At 37.0% G+C, this 17,734-nt stretch carries 14 protein-coding genes; 3 read left to right on the top strand and 11 right to left on the bottom strand.

Features of this window, described 5'->3' with window-relative positions; genetic code table 11:
• Positions 1-9: 9 nt before the first annotated feature.
• Positions 10-897, bottom strand: coding sequence for a hypothetical protein (locus SJY44_RS05605; protein ID WP_298924550.1), 888 nt, complete (start codon positions 895-897; stop codon positions 10-12).
• Positions 898-1,034: 137 nt separating this feature from the next.
• Positions 1,035-2,945 (bottom strand): ABC-F family ATP-binding cassette domain-containing protein, encoded by a 1,911-nt coding sequence (locus SJY44_RS05600; RefSeq protein ID WP_396591601.1) that lies wholly within the window; start codon positions 2,943-2,945, stop codon positions 1,035-1,037.
• Positions 2,946-3,010: 65 nt separating this feature from the next.
• On the opposite strand from SJY44_RS05600, the gene SJY44_RS05595 reads away from it, so the two are divergent.
• Positions 3,011-3,403, top strand: coding sequence for a DUF983 domain-containing protein (locus tag SJY44_RS05595; protein WP_396591600.1), 393 nt, complete (start codon positions 3,011-3,013; stop codon positions 3,401-3,403).
• Here SJY44_RS05595 and SJY44_RS05590 read toward each other — a convergent pair.
• The 9 genes from SJY44_RS05590 to SJY44_RS05550 form a co-directional block, all read right to left on the bottom strand.
• Entirely contained in the window at positions 3,391-4,446 is a 1,056-nt protein-coding gene (locus SJY44_RS05590; RefSeq protein ID WP_396591599.1) for an NAD(P)/FAD-dependent oxidoreductase, read from the bottom strand. The genes SJY44_RS05595 and SJY44_RS05590 overlap by 13 nt on opposite strands.
• Before the next feature lie 233 nt (positions 4,447-4,679).
• Positions 4,680-5,582 (bottom strand): gliding motility protein GldN, encoded by a 903-nt coding sequence (gene gldN / locus SJY44_RS05585; RefSeq protein ID WP_298924546.1) that lies wholly within the window; start codon positions 5,580-5,582, stop codon positions 4,680-4,682.
• Positions 5,583-5,603: 21 nt separating this feature from the next.
• The gene (gene gldM / locus SJY44_RS05580) at positions 5,604-7,172 is read right to left on the bottom strand and encodes a gliding motility protein GldM (RefSeq protein ID WP_396591598.1); all 1,569 of its coding nucleotides are present in this window, start codon (positions 7,170-7,172) and stop codon (positions 5,604-5,606) included.
• A gap of 65 nt (positions 7,173-7,237) precedes the next feature.
• Positions 7,238-7,888, bottom strand: a complete 651-nt coding sequence (gene gldL, locus SJY44_RS05575) for a gliding motility protein GldL (protein ID WP_396591597.1) — start codon at positions 7,886-7,888, stop codon at positions 7,238-7,240.
• An 80-nt stretch (positions 7,889-7,968) separates the two neighbouring features.
• Positions 7,969-9,348 (bottom strand): gliding motility lipoprotein GldK, encoded by a 1,380-nt coding sequence (gldK, locus tag SJY44_RS05570; protein WP_298924540.1) that lies wholly within the window; start codon positions 9,346-9,348, stop codon positions 7,969-7,971.
• 119 nt (positions 9,349-9,467) lie between these two features.
• A complete protein-coding gene (locus tag SJY44_RS05565; protein WP_163419967.1) occupies positions 9,468-10,625 on the bottom strand; it encodes a formimidoylglutamase in 1,158 nt (385 codons plus the stop codon).
• 1 nt (position 10,626) lies between these two features.
• Positions 10,627-13,110, bottom strand: a complete 2,484-nt coding sequence (topA, locus tag SJY44_RS05560; RefSeq protein ID WP_396591596.1) for a type I DNA topoisomerase — start codon at positions 13,108-13,110, stop codon at positions 10,627-10,629.
• Positions 13,111-13,341: 231 nt separating this feature from the next.
• Positions 13,342-13,599, bottom strand: coding sequence for a BPTI/Kunitz domain-containing protein (locus tag SJY44_RS05555; protein ID WP_396591595.1), 258 nt, complete (start codon positions 13,597-13,599; stop codon positions 13,342-13,344).
• A gap of 1 nt (position 13,600) precedes the next feature.
• On the bottom strand, positions 13,601-14,851 hold the full coding sequence (locus SJY44_RS05550) for an LVIVD repeat-containing protein (RefSeq protein WP_396591594.1): 1,251 nt from the start codon (positions 14,849-14,851) through the stop codon (positions 13,601-13,603).
• Between the two features lie 143 nt (positions 14,852-14,994).
• Between SJY44_RS05550 and miaB the strand changes: the two genes are divergently transcribed.
• Together miaB and SJY44_RS05540 are read left to right on the top strand one after the other, a co-directional pair.
• Positions 14,995-16,458, top strand: coding sequence for a tRNA (N6-isopentenyl adenosine(37)-C2)-methylthiotransferase MiaB (gene miaB, locus SJY44_RS05545; RefSeq protein ID WP_396591593.1), 1,464 nt, complete (start codon positions 14,995-14,997; stop codon positions 16,456-16,458).
• A 3-nt stretch (positions 16,459-16,461) separates the two neighbouring features.
• Positions 16,462-17,733, top strand: a complete 1,272-nt coding sequence (locus tag SJY44_RS05540; protein ID WP_396591592.1) for a sigma-54 interaction domain-containing protein — start codon at positions 16,462-16,464, stop codon at positions 17,731-17,733.
• Position 17,734 lies beyond the last annotated feature (1 nt).

Below are 17,734 nucleotides of genomic sequence, written 5' to 3'. Positions count from 1 at the left end.
TATAACTAACTACTCATTCTCGTCAACATCTTCAAATTTTGTATCCGCCATTCGTGTGCGTTGCAATTGTATTTCGTTGAATTTTGGATTTAATGTTTTCTCATCGGTATCAAAGACCAGAAACTGTTTTGTATCCATCTCTCTTAGGCCTTTATAGGAATTGAATCTATTGTTCTGTAACTGTAATATTTTTAGGCTGGCCAATTGTCCAAATTCTGAAGGAATTTCTCCGCCCAGTTGGTTATTGGCAAGTACCAATTCCCGCAGTTCACCTAGTTTCCCCATTTCTTCTGGAATTGATCCTTCCAAATTATTTTCAAAAAGCCCCAATGCCTCTAATTTTGTCAAATTTCCTATTGAATTAGGAATTAGACCTTTAAGGTTATTGCTAGATAAGTTAAGTTCCCTCAAGTTTTTTAACTCCCCAAAGGTTGATGGTATAGATCCACTCAAAAAGTTATTGAACATAGAAAATACCCTCAGTTCTTGAAGCTGTCCTATTCCAAGTGGTAATGAGCCTTTTATTCGATTCATCTCTAATCGAAGTACTTTTAGATTTTTAAGCTTGACAATATCTTTTGGCAAGACCCCAGTAATGCTATTAAAAGCAAGGTTTAAATGGGTTAGATATTTTAATTTCCCAAGACTCTCCGGAAGAACGCCTTCTAAATTATTTCTAAATAGATTTATTCCAACCACATGATTATCCTTCAGCTCAATCCCCTTCCATGTATGTACCGGTTTGCTTAAATCCCATGTTGCACTCCATTTTTCACCATTTGTATTGTTAAACAGATCAATAAGCGCACTTTTCTCCTTTTGTGAAATTTCCACACTGGAAAAAACCTGACTTGTAGCAGAAAATAGTATTAAGCAGAAAATGGTTAGTCTAGTCATTATAAATAAGTCAATTCATAAGAATTTACCTACAAATTACGAATAGAAGGAAAATACCTACAAATTAAATAGGTGAATCAGGGGAAATATGTTGTAAACGAAGCAAAAAGCGTGGTGAGCAATTATTATAAAAGCAGTTAACTCAATATTTCGAGTTCATTGGACAGTTTTTCCCAGTCCACCATCAAGGATTCCAAAATGTTCTTTTTTCCTTGGTAGTCATCAAAAAATCCTGGAGCAGCTATGGTGGTATCATAGTCCAATAACATATTGTGGTCTATTTCGGCAATGTCTTTTTCCAATTGTGAAATTTTGCTTTCTACATTACTTAATTTATTCTTTAAGGATTTTAGTTTCTTTTGGGTTTGATAGTCATTCTCCTTGGGCTGTGCCTTTTCAACCTTAATTTTCTTTTCACCTTTTTCAATCTTCCTAAAGTCTTCAGCTTTTCGTTGTTCCAAGTAAAAATCAATATCCCCTAAATACTCCTTGATATTACCATCCTTAAACTCATAAACCCTATCTGTTAATCCTTGAAGAAAGTCACGGTCATGAGAAACCAAAATCAATGTTCCTTCAAAATTTTGCAAAGCCTTTTTAAGTACGTTTTTAGATTTTATATCCAAATGGTTAGTAGGCTCATCCATAATCAATACATTAAAGGGCTGTAACAGCAATTTGGCCAATGCCAAACGGTTACGTTCTCCCCCAGACAAAACCTTAACGTATTTCTCCACTTCATCCCCTCGGAATAAAAAAGAACCTAAAATATCTCTTACTTTGCTGCGGTTACTTTCATTTGCAGCATCTATCATTGTATCTAAGACCGTTTTTTTGCCATCTAGATATTCGGCCTGGTTTTGCGCGAAATAACCAATCTGCACGTTATGTCCGATTTTAAGCCCGCCTGTATACTCCAGTTCACCAACCATTATCTTGGCCAATGTAGTTTTTCCCTGTCCATTTTGACCAACAAAAGCCGTTTTGCTGCTCCGTTCCACCAAAAGGTCAATACCCTCTAAAACCTGCTTTTCTCCATAATTCTTAGATAGACCCTCAAGTTCGGCTATGACTTTGCCAGGAGTTATTGACACTGGAAATTTTACATTCATAGCACTGTTATCGTCCTCATCTACTTCAATGCGATCAATCTTATCCAGCTTTTTTATTAGAGATTGGGCCATAGAAGCTTTACTTGCCTTGGCTCTAAACTTTTCAATTAGTTTTTCAGTCTGTTGTATTTGTTTCTCTTGGTTCTTTTGGGCACTTAATTGTTGTTCTTTGATTTCTTTTCTAAGTATCAGAAATTTAGAGTAGGGCTTGTTGTAATCATAAATTCTCCCAAGAGAAATCTCTATGGTTCTGTTCGTGACGTTATCCAAAAACATTTTATCATGCGAAACGATTACCACAGCTCCTGGGTAATTGTTGAGAAATTGCTCCAACCAAATAATGGATTCTATATCCAAATGGTTGGTAGGCTCATCCAAAAGCAAGACATCATTGCTCTGGAGCAACAGTTTTGCCAACTCAATTCGCATACGCCAGCCACCAGAAAAGGTATCGGTAGCTTTGTCAAAATCATCCCTCTTGAACCCTAATCCCAATAAAACTTTTTCGGTCTCACCTTGATAGTTATAGCCTCCCAGAATCTCATATCGGTGGGTAACATCAGTCAGATCAATCATCAACTGATTATAGGCCTCACTTTCATAATCAGTTCTTTCTGCGAGTCCTTGATTTATTTCATCAAGTTTTACTTCCAAAGATTTAAGCTCAAAAAATGCCTGGTATGATTCTTCTAATACCGTTCTACCTTGTTCAAAATCGATATCCTGCTTTAAAAACCCAATTTTGATATCTTTCTCCATAGCTATGGTTCCTGAATCTGGAGCCATTTCTTTAGAGAGTAATTTCAACAAAGTGGATTTTCCCGCTCCGTTTTTTCCAATCAGGCCAACCCTGTCCCCTCCGTTTAAACGAAAGGCGATTTCCTCAAAAAGATATTCGCCTCCAAAAGCGACAGAAAGGTTATGAATGTTTAGCATTTTATGTGACCTGAATTACAAAACAAATACGGGTGAATCCGTATTTTTATGCAAAATTGCTGCAAATGTTAAAAAAAGGAAACAAACTCTACAGTATTTTAACAGGAAGTTGTCCCAAATGTCATGAAGAGAGCATGTATCTCAACAATAATCCATATGCAATTTCCCAAATCTTTAAAATGCATGAGCGTTGTTCCCATTGCGGCACTAAATATAAAATTGAACCTTCGTTCTTTTATGGATCCATGTACGTAAGCTATGGTGTGGGTATTGCCTTTGCTGTAGCAACTTTTGTAATCGCATTTCTTCTTATAGGAACCTCTCTTGTAAACACCTTTATTGCAATAGTAATTACTATGGTTGTTTTTATGCCCTTTATCATACGTTTATCTCGAAATATATGGATCAACCTTTTTGTTAAGTATGAACCCAAGTCCGTAAAGCGTCAGTTAGAGTAATATTTTTTCGTGAATCTGTGAATATTGATTTCTGGATCAAGCGCTATTCTATTTTCAATTTTATTGAACAGCTGTTTTGAAACATCTGGGGCTATAAGCACGCCTCTAGATCCAAAACCATTTAACACATATAAACTTTTGTGTTCGGGATGTTGGCCAACCAAAGGTCTTCTGTCTACTACCGTTGGTCTAATTCCTGCAACATGTTTAACAATTTCAAAATCACAGTTTAAAAAAGTCTTCAGTTTTTCTAAAAGTTCATTTTTGGAATCTTCTGTAGGTTCATTGGTTTTATCTTTCCATTTATAAGTTGCCCCTATACAATACAAATCATCTCCTAGAGGAATTGTAAAAACTGAAGATTTAATAACATTCTTCTCTTTGTATTCTGGTGCTTTGATAGTCAATAGCTCCCCTTTGGTACCATTTAATGGCAGATAATTGAAAAAAGGATTGTTTTTAAGTCCATAACCGCAGGCAAAAATAATCTGCTTTGCCTTAGTTGCTTTATAAGAAATATGTCCTTCAGACGTCTGTAAACATGAAAAATCGAAGGATTCTTTGTCTAAAAGCCCTTGCTGTTCCAAATATTCTGAATAGGAAGTAAGTAATGTCTTGGTATCTATTCGTCCTGTATGTTTTACTTCACCAAAACCAAATGGGGCATCTATACTTGGGTTTTCATTTTCTATGATGGTAGTAGACAAAAAATAATCAAGCCCTGGGCGATCTGCTGCCTCAAACCAGACGTTTTGTTCTTCAATTGATGCAAATCTGCGGAGTACTGGAATGGTATAATCCAGTTTTACATGTAGTTTTTGTTCTAAGCTTGTATAAAAAGGTAGCGCCAAATCCATTTGTTCCTTGGCATTCCAAGCCATAGTAAACCTTTTTAAAATAACCGGATTATAGAGTCCGCCAGCTACTAGGGAGGCCTGTTGAGAATCATCTGAAATTACCTTAAAGGACTTACCTTTTTTTTCCAGAATTTCACAAAATGAGATTCCGGCCAAACCAAGGCCTACGACTATATAATCCAGCATGCTACAAAAATAGATATCTTGAGCCTGAAAATTTTCATATACTCAGCAAAAACATACTTCGACAAGCTCAGTATGACAATCTAAATACTAATTGTACTTCCAAGATATGTAAAAACTTCATTGACAAACTTAGCATGTTCTTCTAGGCAATAGCAACAAAGGCAAATAAAAAACGCCGCACAAATGTGCGGCGTCTATATGAATATTGAATTGGAAAATTTAATCTCTAAGGCTTAGTAAGCCCACATATCCTGCTCCCTGTCTCGGATAACTTCTTTAATCCTTTTGGACTCCAATAACTGGAACAGTGCATTGTCAAAAACGTAATCGTCAATTTCACGATCTCCATGGACGTTGTCCTCCTTATAGATCACTGCATTAAAACGTCTTGCGTTCAACAGCATATCATAAGTTATGGGGCGTGCAGAATTACGCTGATTATAGACTTTGGCTTCGTGCAGAACTTGTCTTGCTGCGGGGTACCATACCCAAAACAACTCAACTTTATTCTCACCTGGGTCTACAGACTCATCATCTACAAAGTTTACATCTGGAGCTACTGGTGCAATACCCAATAAGCGGTATTTCAGCTCTCCTTGACGCTTATCAAAATACCATATCCCTTTTATACGATACTCTTCAATATCAGCAGCATTCAAATCTCTCTGGTTGATAAATTCAGCAGAAAGCTCTTCTCCTGCATTGATTTGTTCGTATCCAAGGTCCGTGGTATCCACTTTACTCAATGTAGCGGTTAAATCCTCAAACTTTCGCTTTTCAGTAAAGTAAGAGTCCGTATATACTTCAGTCAAAGTTCCATTTTTGATGTTCTTCATCAAAACATGGTACAAAGACCTTCTGTCCGCTCCAATACCAATAGTATCGGTTGGGTAGTACAATGGAAAGTTAACACGCTCGTCTAGGTCAATTACCTCCCATATAGTTTTGGACCAAAGGATATCTCTATCATCTGTATATCCGTATTCCAATGGGGCATCATTGTCCTGCTCTATTTGAGCTTCAGTCTTTACTCCTATTTCTTCTGGCAGCTTGGCATTCAAAATGTTTGCCTGTGCCATTATTGAAATGGGCAGTAAGCTTAAAGCTCCAATTAAAAATGCATTTTTCCAATTCATGATTATCTGTATGTATACTTTTTAGTTTGTAAGCTCCACTACAACAGGAGAAACTTTCTTCAACTTGTAACTCTTGTTATTTGTAATGAATGCTTTAATATCGAATATCTGAACAGCTTCACCTCTTTTAGCTCTTCTCAAAGCAGATTTAGCTCTAGTATTCAATTTGTTTCCGTTTACCACTATTGTAGGTTGACCTGGCACTTTGAATTTAAATCCGCTTACAGCAAGGTTTAAGTCAAAATCAAAATCTTCCAACATAGCTCCAACAGTAGATATTTCTAGATTTTTTCTAGGCATTTTAGCACTTCCTGCTTCTCCACGAACAGTACCTCCTGGTCTTGGAATATCCTTGATACGGAAAGTTGCAGGTGTACTGATTCTTTGACCGTCAGGCAAAATACCAGAAGCACTAATAGTCACTTCTCTACCTGTACCAGGATTCATAACATACTTGCTTCCACTTCTCTTGGAAAGTCCAGGAGCAGATGCAGAAACTTTGTTATCAGGAATACCAGGAATAGATATGGTCATAGGGTTAGCAACCCCACGGTATACCACGTTCATCTTGTCAGCAGCAATTACTGCAGCATTAGGCTTAGAAATTGTAGCAAAAGAGTTCTTAACCTCAACAGGAATTTCTTCTCCGTCTTGCATAAAGAACATTGTTCCAACAATCTCATGGTCACCAGGATTACCGGCACCAATCAACATTTGAACACCTCCTGCTTCTAACTTATAGTCTTTCCCTTCTGTTAGTTTTCTACCGTCTAAAGTCAACTCAGCTTTTACTGGTGTAGATGTTTTATCTGTTTTACTGATAATAATCTTACCATCATACTTATCTCCATTATAGAAAGCAGATTTAGATGCATGCAATGAAGTAGCAAAGTTTGTCAGTGAAACTTGATTTGTAAGCTCACCTTCCAACATTGATTTCAAAGCATCTTCTTCAGTTGCCTTAACATCTGCTTGTAGCGCTGTTAATTTAGCCAAAGAAGCCACTAAAGGATACCCTTCATAATGATAGTTGATCCAATCTTGGCGGGTACCATCTCTCTTTTCAACTTTACCATCATCTTTTTTGCCATCTCCGATAGCAAACCTTGTTTTTACGGCTTCTTTCAAAGCTGCAGGTGCAATAGCAGATACTTGAGTTCTATAGTCGGTAATTCTTTTCATGAATTCCTTACCGTCCTTAGACAGGTTATCTCCTTGGAAAAGCTTCTGATCTAAATAATCAGAGTTGTCCATTCTTGCGTAATCCTTAGGATCCTCAAGTTTTTCGGTCATACCTTTCTTAAGGGTCTCTAAATAATCAAAGTACTCTTGAGATAAGCTTTTTATCTTTTGTGCATTTTGATATAATTCGCCGTACTTCTTTTCGTCTTCCGACGCTTTCGTTTCAAGACTAGCCAAGAAATTGTCATTACTTTCTGAAGTCTTGATATTGGAAGTCTCTAGCTTTTCGTTCATAATACCGAACGCTGCAAGAACTTCCTTGCTCATATTTAAGGCTAACATCGCGATGAAGATCAAATACATAAGGTTGATCATCTTCTGACGTGGGGTTTCTTTTCCTGATGCCATGTTTTTATCTAATTAGAATTAATAATTAATTTGATCTGGGTTTGGTATATCAATCAAATCCCTAATTAGTTCTTTGCCATAGCGGTTAACATACCACCATATACTCCATTTAATGAAGACAGGTTGGTTGCCAAAGATTCCATTTGATCTTTTAATGCACCAGCATTTTGTACTACTTCCTCGTTAATAGAAGCTTGTCTGCTTGCACTTTCCAATTGTACTTTGTACAAACTGTTCAAAGATTCCATTTGAGCTGCAGCATGAGATAATTCCTCAGAATATTTCTTGGTGTGCTGAATAGCGTCCGTAGTTGGAGCAATACCTTTAGCGGCACCTTCAAAGTTCTTGATGCTATCACCTAAACTTGTGAAAAGCTCAGAATCAATATTAGCATCTTTTAAAAGATCATCCAATTTTCTTGAAAGAAGACCTTCAGCTTCTTGAGCTTGCTTAGCGTCGTTTTTATTTCCTTTAGCTTGACCATTGTTCAATTCTGGATACACTAAAGACCAATCTAATTCGTCATCTACTGGTTCAAATGCACTGATTGCAAAAATTAATGCTTCAGTAATAAGTCCAATAGCAAGTAATATCCCACCGTTCAGTGGTCCAAATTCCCAGTGAAGGATTTTAAATAATGCACCAATAATTACTACCGATGCTCCAAGCCCGTAGGCCATGTTAAACAGTTTTTTTGTTGATTTTGACTGTGCCATAATTCTAGTTTTAATTAAGTTATATAAATAAGTATTTGGTTACTGGTTTATATAATGTTCTCTCGTTTAATTTATTGTATTTAGTTTGGAAGCCCTTGCCCCTTTGTAGAATCCTCTTCGCCCATATAATCTTGAACAGTTCGGAAACCTATGTAACTTCTTGCTGAATCTTGGTATTCATAGTCTCTAGTACTTACTTGCAAGAAGTAAGCAACATCTTTCCAAGATCCACCACGGATTACTTTTCTCTTATTCTGTCCTGATCCAATGTTTGGATTCATAGTTGACAGATATTCATAGGCGCCTGGATCAAAACTGGAACTAGTCCACTCAGATACGTTACCCGCCATGTTATAAAGGTTATATTCGTTTGGCTCGTAAGATTTTGCTTCAACAGTGTACAATGCGGCATCTGCGGCATAATCTCCACGTTGAGGCTTAAAATTGGCCATAAAACAACCTGTATCACTGATTACATAAGGTCCACCCCAAGGGTACGTACCTCCATCAATACCACCTCTAGCAGCATATTCCCATTCGGCTTCGGTTGGTAATCTAAATTGGTTTACAAACTGCTTTCCACGACTTTTTTGGTCATCGTTTTTAAACTTGCTTCTCCAAGAACAAAATGCTTTTGCCTGTTGCCAGTTTACTCCAACAACGGGGTAATCGCTATAAGCATCATGCCAAAAATAGTCATTGTGCATAGGTTCATTATAGGAATATTCAAAATCACGAATCCAAACTGTGGTATCCGGATAAATTTCCAATTCCTCTTTTTTGATGAAATCTTTTCTTCTACCACTTTTAGCACGGGCAGCAGCTTCAATATCCATCCAATTGTACTTATATTTTAATTGGGTTACATCAACGGTTCTTAATCCATTATAGCTTTCCTCTTCCGGAATATACAATGAATCCATTACCTCAGAATAATATTCATCTGGGTATTCTGATGTATCCCATACCAAATCAACATCGGTATTTAATGCTCTTCCTTCATAACCGGTTTCACCTAAACCAGCATAGTTATCAAGCATATATTTATCGTAAACTGAAATTTTGGTAGTGTCCGTATCCTTAAAAGCATACTCTCCAATACCTTCATCTTCTGGGCCAATACCCAGTTCATCAGCAAGAATGGCCAATTTGGTTCTGGTAATGGAATCTTTTACCCACTCCACAAACTGTCGGTACTCACTATTTGTGATTTCCGTATCGTCCATATAAAAGGAACGTACAGTAACTGTTCTGGTGGGAGCGTTCAATACTTTCGCCTGGTCCTCTTCAGCTTTACCCATTACATAGGAGCCGCGGGGAATCAGTTCCATTCCGTAGGGTTTCTCTGGATACCACTTTTTTCCTTGGGCTCCAACTAGTTCACCTTTTGACTTTGATTTTGAACCGCAACTGCTCAGTAAAAAAACAAGTGCTAGAGATGAAAAGAATAGCTTTCTCATACTTTAGGTTAAATTTTCGATTTAAGATTATAAACTGTGTAACACAAATTCATTATTCTCAAAACTGTTTTTTGAATAAATTATTGTGCAAAAACAATTAATGCTTAAAATTTAATTTGTTAGTTAAAGCCCTTTCTATAGGCCTTGAACCACCTTTCTGGAATCTTCTGGTTGCAAGCATCCAGATAGTCTTCCTCGGTGCAAGGTAATAACGCCGCCGAATTTGTTTTAGTATGTTCGGGCAAAATTGATGGAACCTCTACCCACCAACGTTCTGTTACATGGCTCTTGTAGAATACTAGTTCCTCTGTATCTGTAGGGACTGTGAACTTTGTAAAATCTTCACTTTTGGAACTTGGGAATTCTTTTATTCTAAAACTAATACCTTCTATGAAGTACCAAATAATTTGGGCTATCATTTGAAATGCTTGTGGAGAATTCTCCCCTTCGTATATGCCAAACAATGATACTTTATCACTAATACCAGCATATCTTGCAATGGCACAAATCTCCCTACCTGTAAAACCATTGGGAGAAAAGTTTTTAAAAGAGCCCATTTCGCTCGCGCGAATTGCACGTAAATCCAGACTAACAATATGAGAACTTCTTAATACCGGTTCTGCCAATTCTAGGTTAGCAGCTATTTCTCCCAACCTATAGGCATCAAAGAAAAGTCGCTCCATTAAATCAATCTCTTCTTGAGCATTAAAATAACTTTGGTAACCTATATTGGAAAAATTAAATAGATTGTTGGGTTTGTCCGTGATAATTTTACTCATGTAGGAATGCGAAGAAATAAGTTCTTCGTCTTCCCCAAAATCAAAACGGCTATCTATGGATACCAGATTGACCATGTCCCTAATGTTATCAAAAGCTCTGTACGTGGGGAATGTAATATCTTGTGTTGCACCTATTACAATAGGTATAATGTTTTCTTCTAACAGGCCTGCCACAATTTCTTTGACCACAAAATAAGTATCCTCTACCGTATTGCCTTCTTCTATATCTCCAATATCCAATATTGTGGAATTCCAATTACCGGCCATTAGGCGATACAACTGAATACGTATTTCATCAATATTCAATCGCTCCGGTTTCTTTTCGAATCCATTTCTGGATTCCAGAACCCCAAAAATAGCGACAGTTGCGTTTGCGAAAACAGGTAATCCTTTTTTCTCGGTATGCTTGAAGATGTTTTTACCCAATGCCTGTGGAGGCAATAACTCTGAAAATGCTAGGACCCTATCTTTAATAGGAACCAAAAAATCGAATGCCATACTACTTCTTAGCCTTTGCTTTGGTTTTTTTCTTAGGTGCTTTCTTCTCTATTAAGGCTTGTGCTTCTTCTAAAGAAATTTTAGTTGCATCCACATCTTTAGACAACTCAACCTTAATTTTTCCTTTTATAATATTATGCCTTCCCCATCTTGCTTTTTCAATTCGGATTTTCTCCGCTGGCCATTCTTGAATCAACTTTTCAATTTCCTTAATTTTCTTTGCCTCTATAAGTTCAATGATATCAGCTTGGGAAAGATTATCAAAATCGTATTTCTTGTTTACGTTGATAAACATCCCATCCCATTTTATGAATGGTCCGAACCTACCTTTACCTTTGGTAACCTCTTTATCCTCGTAATGTGCAATAGGAGCGTCTGCTTTCTCTTTTTCTTTTATCAATTCTATGGCACGTTCCATATCTACATCAAAAGCACTTTCGCCTTGCGCCAAGGAAATAAACTTTTTGCCAAACCTAACATATGGACCAAATCTTCCTACGCTAGCCTCAACTTCTTCTCCTGCATATGTTCCTAACTTTCTTGGCAGCTGAAAAAGCTCCATGGCCTCTTCAAAAGTTATGGTTGTAATAGATTGTTCAGGCAACAAACTTGCAAAGAGTGGTTTTTCTTCCTCATCCACGGTACCTATCTGCACCATTGGTCCAAAACGCCCCAACCTTGCGGCGACCTGTCTTCCAGATTTTGGATCAGTACCCAATATGCGTTCTCCACTTGCACGTTCCGCGTTTTCTTCAACATCTAAAACTTTGGGATGAAAATCTTTATAAAAATCTTTCATCATCTTTTGCCAATCTTCTTCTCCAGAGGCAATTTCATCAAAATTCTCCTCGACCTTGGCTGTAAAATTGTAATCTAGAATAGTTGTGAAATTACTGACCAGGAAATCATTCACAATCATTCCAATATCTGTAGGAACCAATTTCCCTTTGTCTGAACCTACCATTTCAGATAAATTCTTTTCAGTAAATTGACCAGATTCCAAAACCAACTGCACATAATTTCTTTCTGTTCCGTCCACACTTCCCTTTTCCGCATAACCTCTGTTCTGTATAGTGGAAATTGTAGGGGCATATGTTGATGGTCTTCCTATACCAAGTTCTTCCAACTTTTTAACCAAGGAAGCTTCAGTATAACGATATGGTGGTCTTGAAAAACGTTCCGTTGCTGTAATAAAATTATTTTGCAAAGCTTCACCAACACTCATTGCCGGCAACATTCCTTCTTGTTCTTCTGCCTTATCCTCTTCATCTGTACCTTCCAAATAAACTTTAAGGAAACCATCAAACTTCACCACTTCTCCATTTGCGGTGAACTCTTCTTTGTGAGAACTTGCCTTAATTTTCACATTGGTTCTTTCCAACTCAGCATCACTCATCTGTGAAGCTAGAGTTCGCTTCCATATCAATTCATAAAGTTTTGCTTGGTCACGTTCTATTTGCGGAGATTGCAATTTCATATCCGTAGGACGAACTGCTTCGTGTGCTTCTTGAGCACCTTTGGATTTTCCTGTAAAGTTTCTCACTTTACTGTAGGATTCCCCATAATTTTGTACGATGGCATCTTTGGCCGCATCCAATGCTTCTTTAGACAGGTTAACACTGTCCGTTCTCATATAAGTAATAAGACCAGCTTCATACAAGCGTTGTGCAACCTGCATAGTTCTACCAACAGAAAAATATAGCTTTCTGGAAGCTTCTTGTTGCAAGGTTGACGTTGTAAAAGGTGCTGCAGGAGATTTTTTTGCTGGTTTTTTATCAAGATTGGCAACGGAAAAATCCGAACCAATGTTCTGCTTTAAAAATACTTCTGCTGCTTCTTTTGATACAAAAGTCTTATTTAGTTTAGCAGAAAAAACATTTCCGTTAGATGTTTTAAATTCTGCTTTTATTCTAAAAGATGCTTCTGGTTTAAAAGCCTCAATCTCTCTTTCCCTTTCTACTATTAACCTTACCGCTACAGATTGTACTCTACCAGCAGATAGACCTGGTTTTATTTTTTTCCAAAGGACTGGTGATAACTCATACCCGACCAATCTATCCAAAACTCTTCTTGCCTGTTGCGCATTTACCAAATTGTAATTGATTTCCCTAGGGTTCTCAATAGCTTTCTGGATTGCAGATTTGGTAATAGAGTTGAAAACAATTCGCTTAGTTCTGCTTTTCTCTAAGCCCAATTCTTCAGCTAAATGCCAAGAAATGGCTTCTCCTTCTCGGTCCTCATCACTGGCCAACCATATAGTATCTGCTTTTTTAGCCAAATCTTTTAATTTTTTGACCAAGGCTTTCTTCTCCTTATCTACTGTATATTTTGGCTTAAAATCGTTTTCGACATCTACACCAAGCTCTTTGGATGGGAGATCCGCAATATGTCCAAAACTTGATTCTACTTGGTAGTCTTTTCCTAAAAAACGTTCTATGGTTTTTGCTTTTGCTGGGGACTCAACAATAACTAAATTCTTTGGCATGCAATTAGTTTTGGGTAACAAAAGTATATGAATTTTTCGATTTTAGATTTTTTGAAAAATACTTGACAAAAAAATATCCTGTTAAAAACAGGATATTTCATATAAACTTCATGCCTGATTCGCCTACAAAAATTCTAAGGCTCCTCAATATTGTATGATCCAAGTTAAAAGATTTATTCAGGTTGTTAGGTTTCGTCCTAGCACCTTTCTATAAATTCAATGTTATAGTATTTAATTTCTTTCGCATTCCAAACATTCCTCTATAGTTTCAAAAGGAACTATTCCATTACATCCTCCCCATGTGAATTCCTTGCATTTTTGCTCTTCTTTGTCAAAATAGTATCTGGGAATTGCAGCTAAACATTCGCCTGGATCCGGTTCTAGCTGACAGGCCGATGGTATTTCATTGTCATCATCGTTAGAACAGGAGCTTAGATGTACTGACAGTAACACAATACAGATAATACCTTTATATATATTACTGCACATATTAATTGAGTCCTATTTGGCTTATGAGCTTTATTTCATCATCTAAATATTCATATTGGTACAAAACTTCGTCGCCAACCATTATTAAATGACTTTCTAACGGAATAACATCAAACGTAACAATATCTTTAAAATGGTTTAACATTTTTATATCCTCAACATCTGTTTTGTCATACACTTTTAGGCCCGAGCTTCCATCACAAACAAATAGTTTTTCATCTTTTATCCCTAATCCATAAGGCTCATCCATAGGATAATCAACAGCCAATTTTGGGTCAGTTATATCAGAAATATCTACAATGAACAAACCGCTTTCCAAAGCACCACATTCATTCCCGCCCCTCAGGGTTACGTATGCATAATCTCCATCTACGACAACTGGGTCACAAGCGGTACCATGTTGAAATTCTGATACAAAGGTTGGTGTAGCTGGGGAAGAAATGTCATATATATACATACCGCGCATACTTCCCAAAAACAAATGATTGCCACGATTAAAAATCGTTTCAATATCAAACCCTGCATAAACATCCTCCAAATCTTCAGGATTCTCTAAATCTGAAATATCAAATACATTAATGTTATGACTATCCACAGCGTATAAATAGTCATCTACTATTTTAAACCGTGCTAGGGAGCCTCCTTGTCCAGTTCCTCCATCTGAAGCTTCATTTAAGGCGACATCGTCAAAAATACCTATACCTCTATTTTGCTCAACCTCTGCTGTCAACCTACTTTCGGTAACAGTCTCCCAACCTACTAGAATTTCAGTATCATAATCATATGTATCATATTCTACAATATCAGCTTCAAATGGAAAAAAAATATTGTTATAAAGTACATTTTCCAACCTATTCACAGTGTTTAGATTATTTAAATCTGATATATCAATAACTACCAAATCCATTAAACTATCGGCATACAGGAAATCATCTTTTACAGAAATATCAACATTTCCAGGAATTTTGATAAACGAAACTTTTTGTGGTTGCTGTGGATTACTATTATCTATGACATGAACACCTTGGTATTTATCATTGATAAAAATGTAATCCTCGTAAGTGTAAACCTTACCTGATTCATCAATGGGGCGTGGTGCAATTATATCTACACCATTGGCAAACTCGGCTTTGCTCATAATCAATGGTCTGGCAACCAAATAATCGGCATAACCATCATTATCATCGTTACTGTCGCAGGACACAAAAATAAGTGTGGCCAAAGACAAAATTAATAGCACTTTCTTTTTCATTATTGTTTAAGTTTTTTGGATAGAATAACACCCTTTAGATAGAAAGTCTTAAACAAAGTTGCGTTTTCTTTTGCATAAAATTTAACTGCCAAATTGTCACTAAAATGGAATAAGCATTATCTTTGCAGCCCATTCTAGGAGAAATGATCAAAAACGAAGGCATAGAAAAGATTATTGATGAAAGCCAACAAGGTAGTTCTCTGACTTTGGAGAAAAACGAAAAGAACAATAGAAAACTTTATATAGAAAGTTACGGTTGTCACATGAATTTTTCCGATAGTGAGATTGTCGCCTCAATCTTGGCAAAAGAAGGGTTTAACACTACACAAAAACTGGAAGAAGCAGATTTAGTTTTGGTGAACACATGCTCTATTAGAGAGAAAGCTGAGTTGACCGTTAGAAAACGTTTGGAAAAATTCAATGCAGTAAAGAAGACCAATCCCGGAATGAAAGTAGGGGTATTGGGCTGTATGGCAGAACGTTTAAAAAACAAATTTTTAGAAGAGGAAAAGATTGTGGATATGGTGGTAGGCCCAGATGCTTACAAAGATTTGCCCAACCTTATTCAAGAAATTGATGAAGGCAGAAGCGCTGTAAACGTTATTCTTTCAAAAGATGAAACCTATGGTGATGTTGCACCGGTTCGTCTAAATTCCAATGGAGTTACCGCTTTAGTCTCCATAACCCGCGGCTGTGATAATATGTGTACGTTTTGTGTGGTTCCCTTTACTCGCGGTCGTGAACGAAGCCGCAACCCACAATCCATTCTTGAAGAAGTTAATGATCTTTGGGAAAGAGGGTTTAAAGAAATTACCCTTTTAGGACAAAATGTAGATAGTTACCTCTGGTATGGTGGGGGGATGAAAAAGGATTATGAAAAAGCTACGGAAATGCAAAAGGCTACTTCTGTAAATTTTGCCAATCTTTTGGAGCTGGTAGCAAAAGTACAACCCAAAATGAGGATTCGTTTTTCTACTTCAAATCCGCAGGATATGACTCTGGATGTTATTGAATCAATGGCAAAATACGAGAACATCTGCAACTCTATCCATTTACCCGTGCAAAGTGGAAGTAATCGTATTTTAAAAGCAATGAACCGTCTGCACACAAGAGAAGAATATTTTGAATTGATTGATAATATTCGAAAAATTATTCCCGACTGTGGTATAAGTCAAGATATGATTGCTGGTTTTCCTACTGAAACAGAAGAAGACCACCAAGACACTCTTAGTTTAATGGAATATGTGAAATATGATTTTGGTTTTATGTTCGCTTATTCCGAAAGGCCTGGCACTTTAGCTGAAAGAAAATTGGATGATGATATTCCAGAACAGATAAAAAAGAGGCGTCTGCAAGAAATCATCGAAATGCAACGAAAACACAGCTTCTATAGAACTCAACGGCATGTCGGAAAAATTGAAGAAGTTCTGATTGAAGGTTTTTCAAAAAAATCAGATGCTCATTGGATGGGCCGAAATTCACAAAATACAGTTGTGGTTTTTCCAAAAGAAAATTATAAAGTGGGCGATTTTGTTCACGTAAAAATAAATGAATGTACCTCAGCGACACTTATTGGTGAAGCTGTTGAATATTCAAAGAATAATTAGAGTATGGAAGGTGTTCAATCCATAAAACAACGTTTTGAGCTTATTGGCAACGATAAAAAGTTAAATCGTGCTATTGAAAAAGCTATACAGGTAGCCCCTACAGATATTTCGGTTTTGGTAACTGGAGAAAGTGGTGTAGGTAAAGAGGCTATTCCCAAAATTATACATTCCCTATCACACCGTAAACATGCCAAATATATTGCGGTAAACTGTGGTGCTATTCCAGAAGGAACTATTGACAGTGAACTTTTTGGGCATGAAAAAGGAGCCTTTACCGGTGCCACACAGACCCGTAGTGGGTATTTTGAGGTCGCAGATGGTGGAACCATTTTTTTAGATGAAGTAGGAGAATTGCCATTAACGACCCAAGTGAGATTGCTTAGGGTTTTAGAAAACGGAGAATTCTTAAAAGTTGGTTCTTCGCAAGTACAAAAAACGGATGTCAGGATTGTAGCAGCTACTAACATCAGCATGTTTGAGGCTATTGAAAAAGAGAAGTTCAGGGAAGATTTATACTATAGATTGAGTACTGTAGAAATCAACATTCCCCCACTACGTGAACGCCAGGAAGATATTCACTTGTTGTTCAGAAAATTTGCCTCAGATTTTGGTCAGAAATATAAAATGCCAACAATTCGGTTAGAAGAACAAGCAATTCAATTACTTGTAAAATATAGATGGCCGGGAAACATTAGACAATTAAGAAATATTGCGGAGCAGATATCTGTTTTAGAAGAAAACAGAACCATTTCGGGCATAACATTGAATGGCTATTTGCCAAATTCCAGCAAAACCAATCTGCCCGCGGTTATAGGTCAAACAAAAAAGGAAGGCGATTTTAGCAATGAACGGGAAATTCTTTATAAAGTCTTGTTCGATATGAAAGGAGACCTTAACGACCTTAAAAAACTTACTTTAGAGTTATTGAAAAATAACGACTCTGAAAAAGTACAAGAAGAAAACGAGACCTTGATCCGTAAAATTTATGGAAATAAAGAAGAGCAGCCTCAGGAGCAAGAAAACAATGTAGCAGAAGTTTTACATTTACCTGAGCCAATACCCGAAGCAACTGCAACAGTTGCCCAACCACAAGAGGATCGTTATCATTTTGCTGAAGAAATTCAAGAGGAAGAAACTTTATCTTTACAGGAGAAGGAAATTGAACTGATAAAAAAGTCATTGGAGCGCAATCGTGGCAAGCGAAAAGCCGCTGCTTCAGAATTAGGGATTTCAGAACGAACGTTATACAGAAAAATTAAGCAGTACGATTTATAGA

The organism is Allomuricauda sp. R78024 (genome assembly GCF_044596045.1).
In the GTDB taxonomy this organism is placed as follows: Bacteria; Bacteroidota; Bacteroidia; order Flavobacteriales; family Flavobacteriaceae; genus Flagellimonas.
This window is presented reverse-complemented; position numbering and strand designations above follow the sequence as displayed.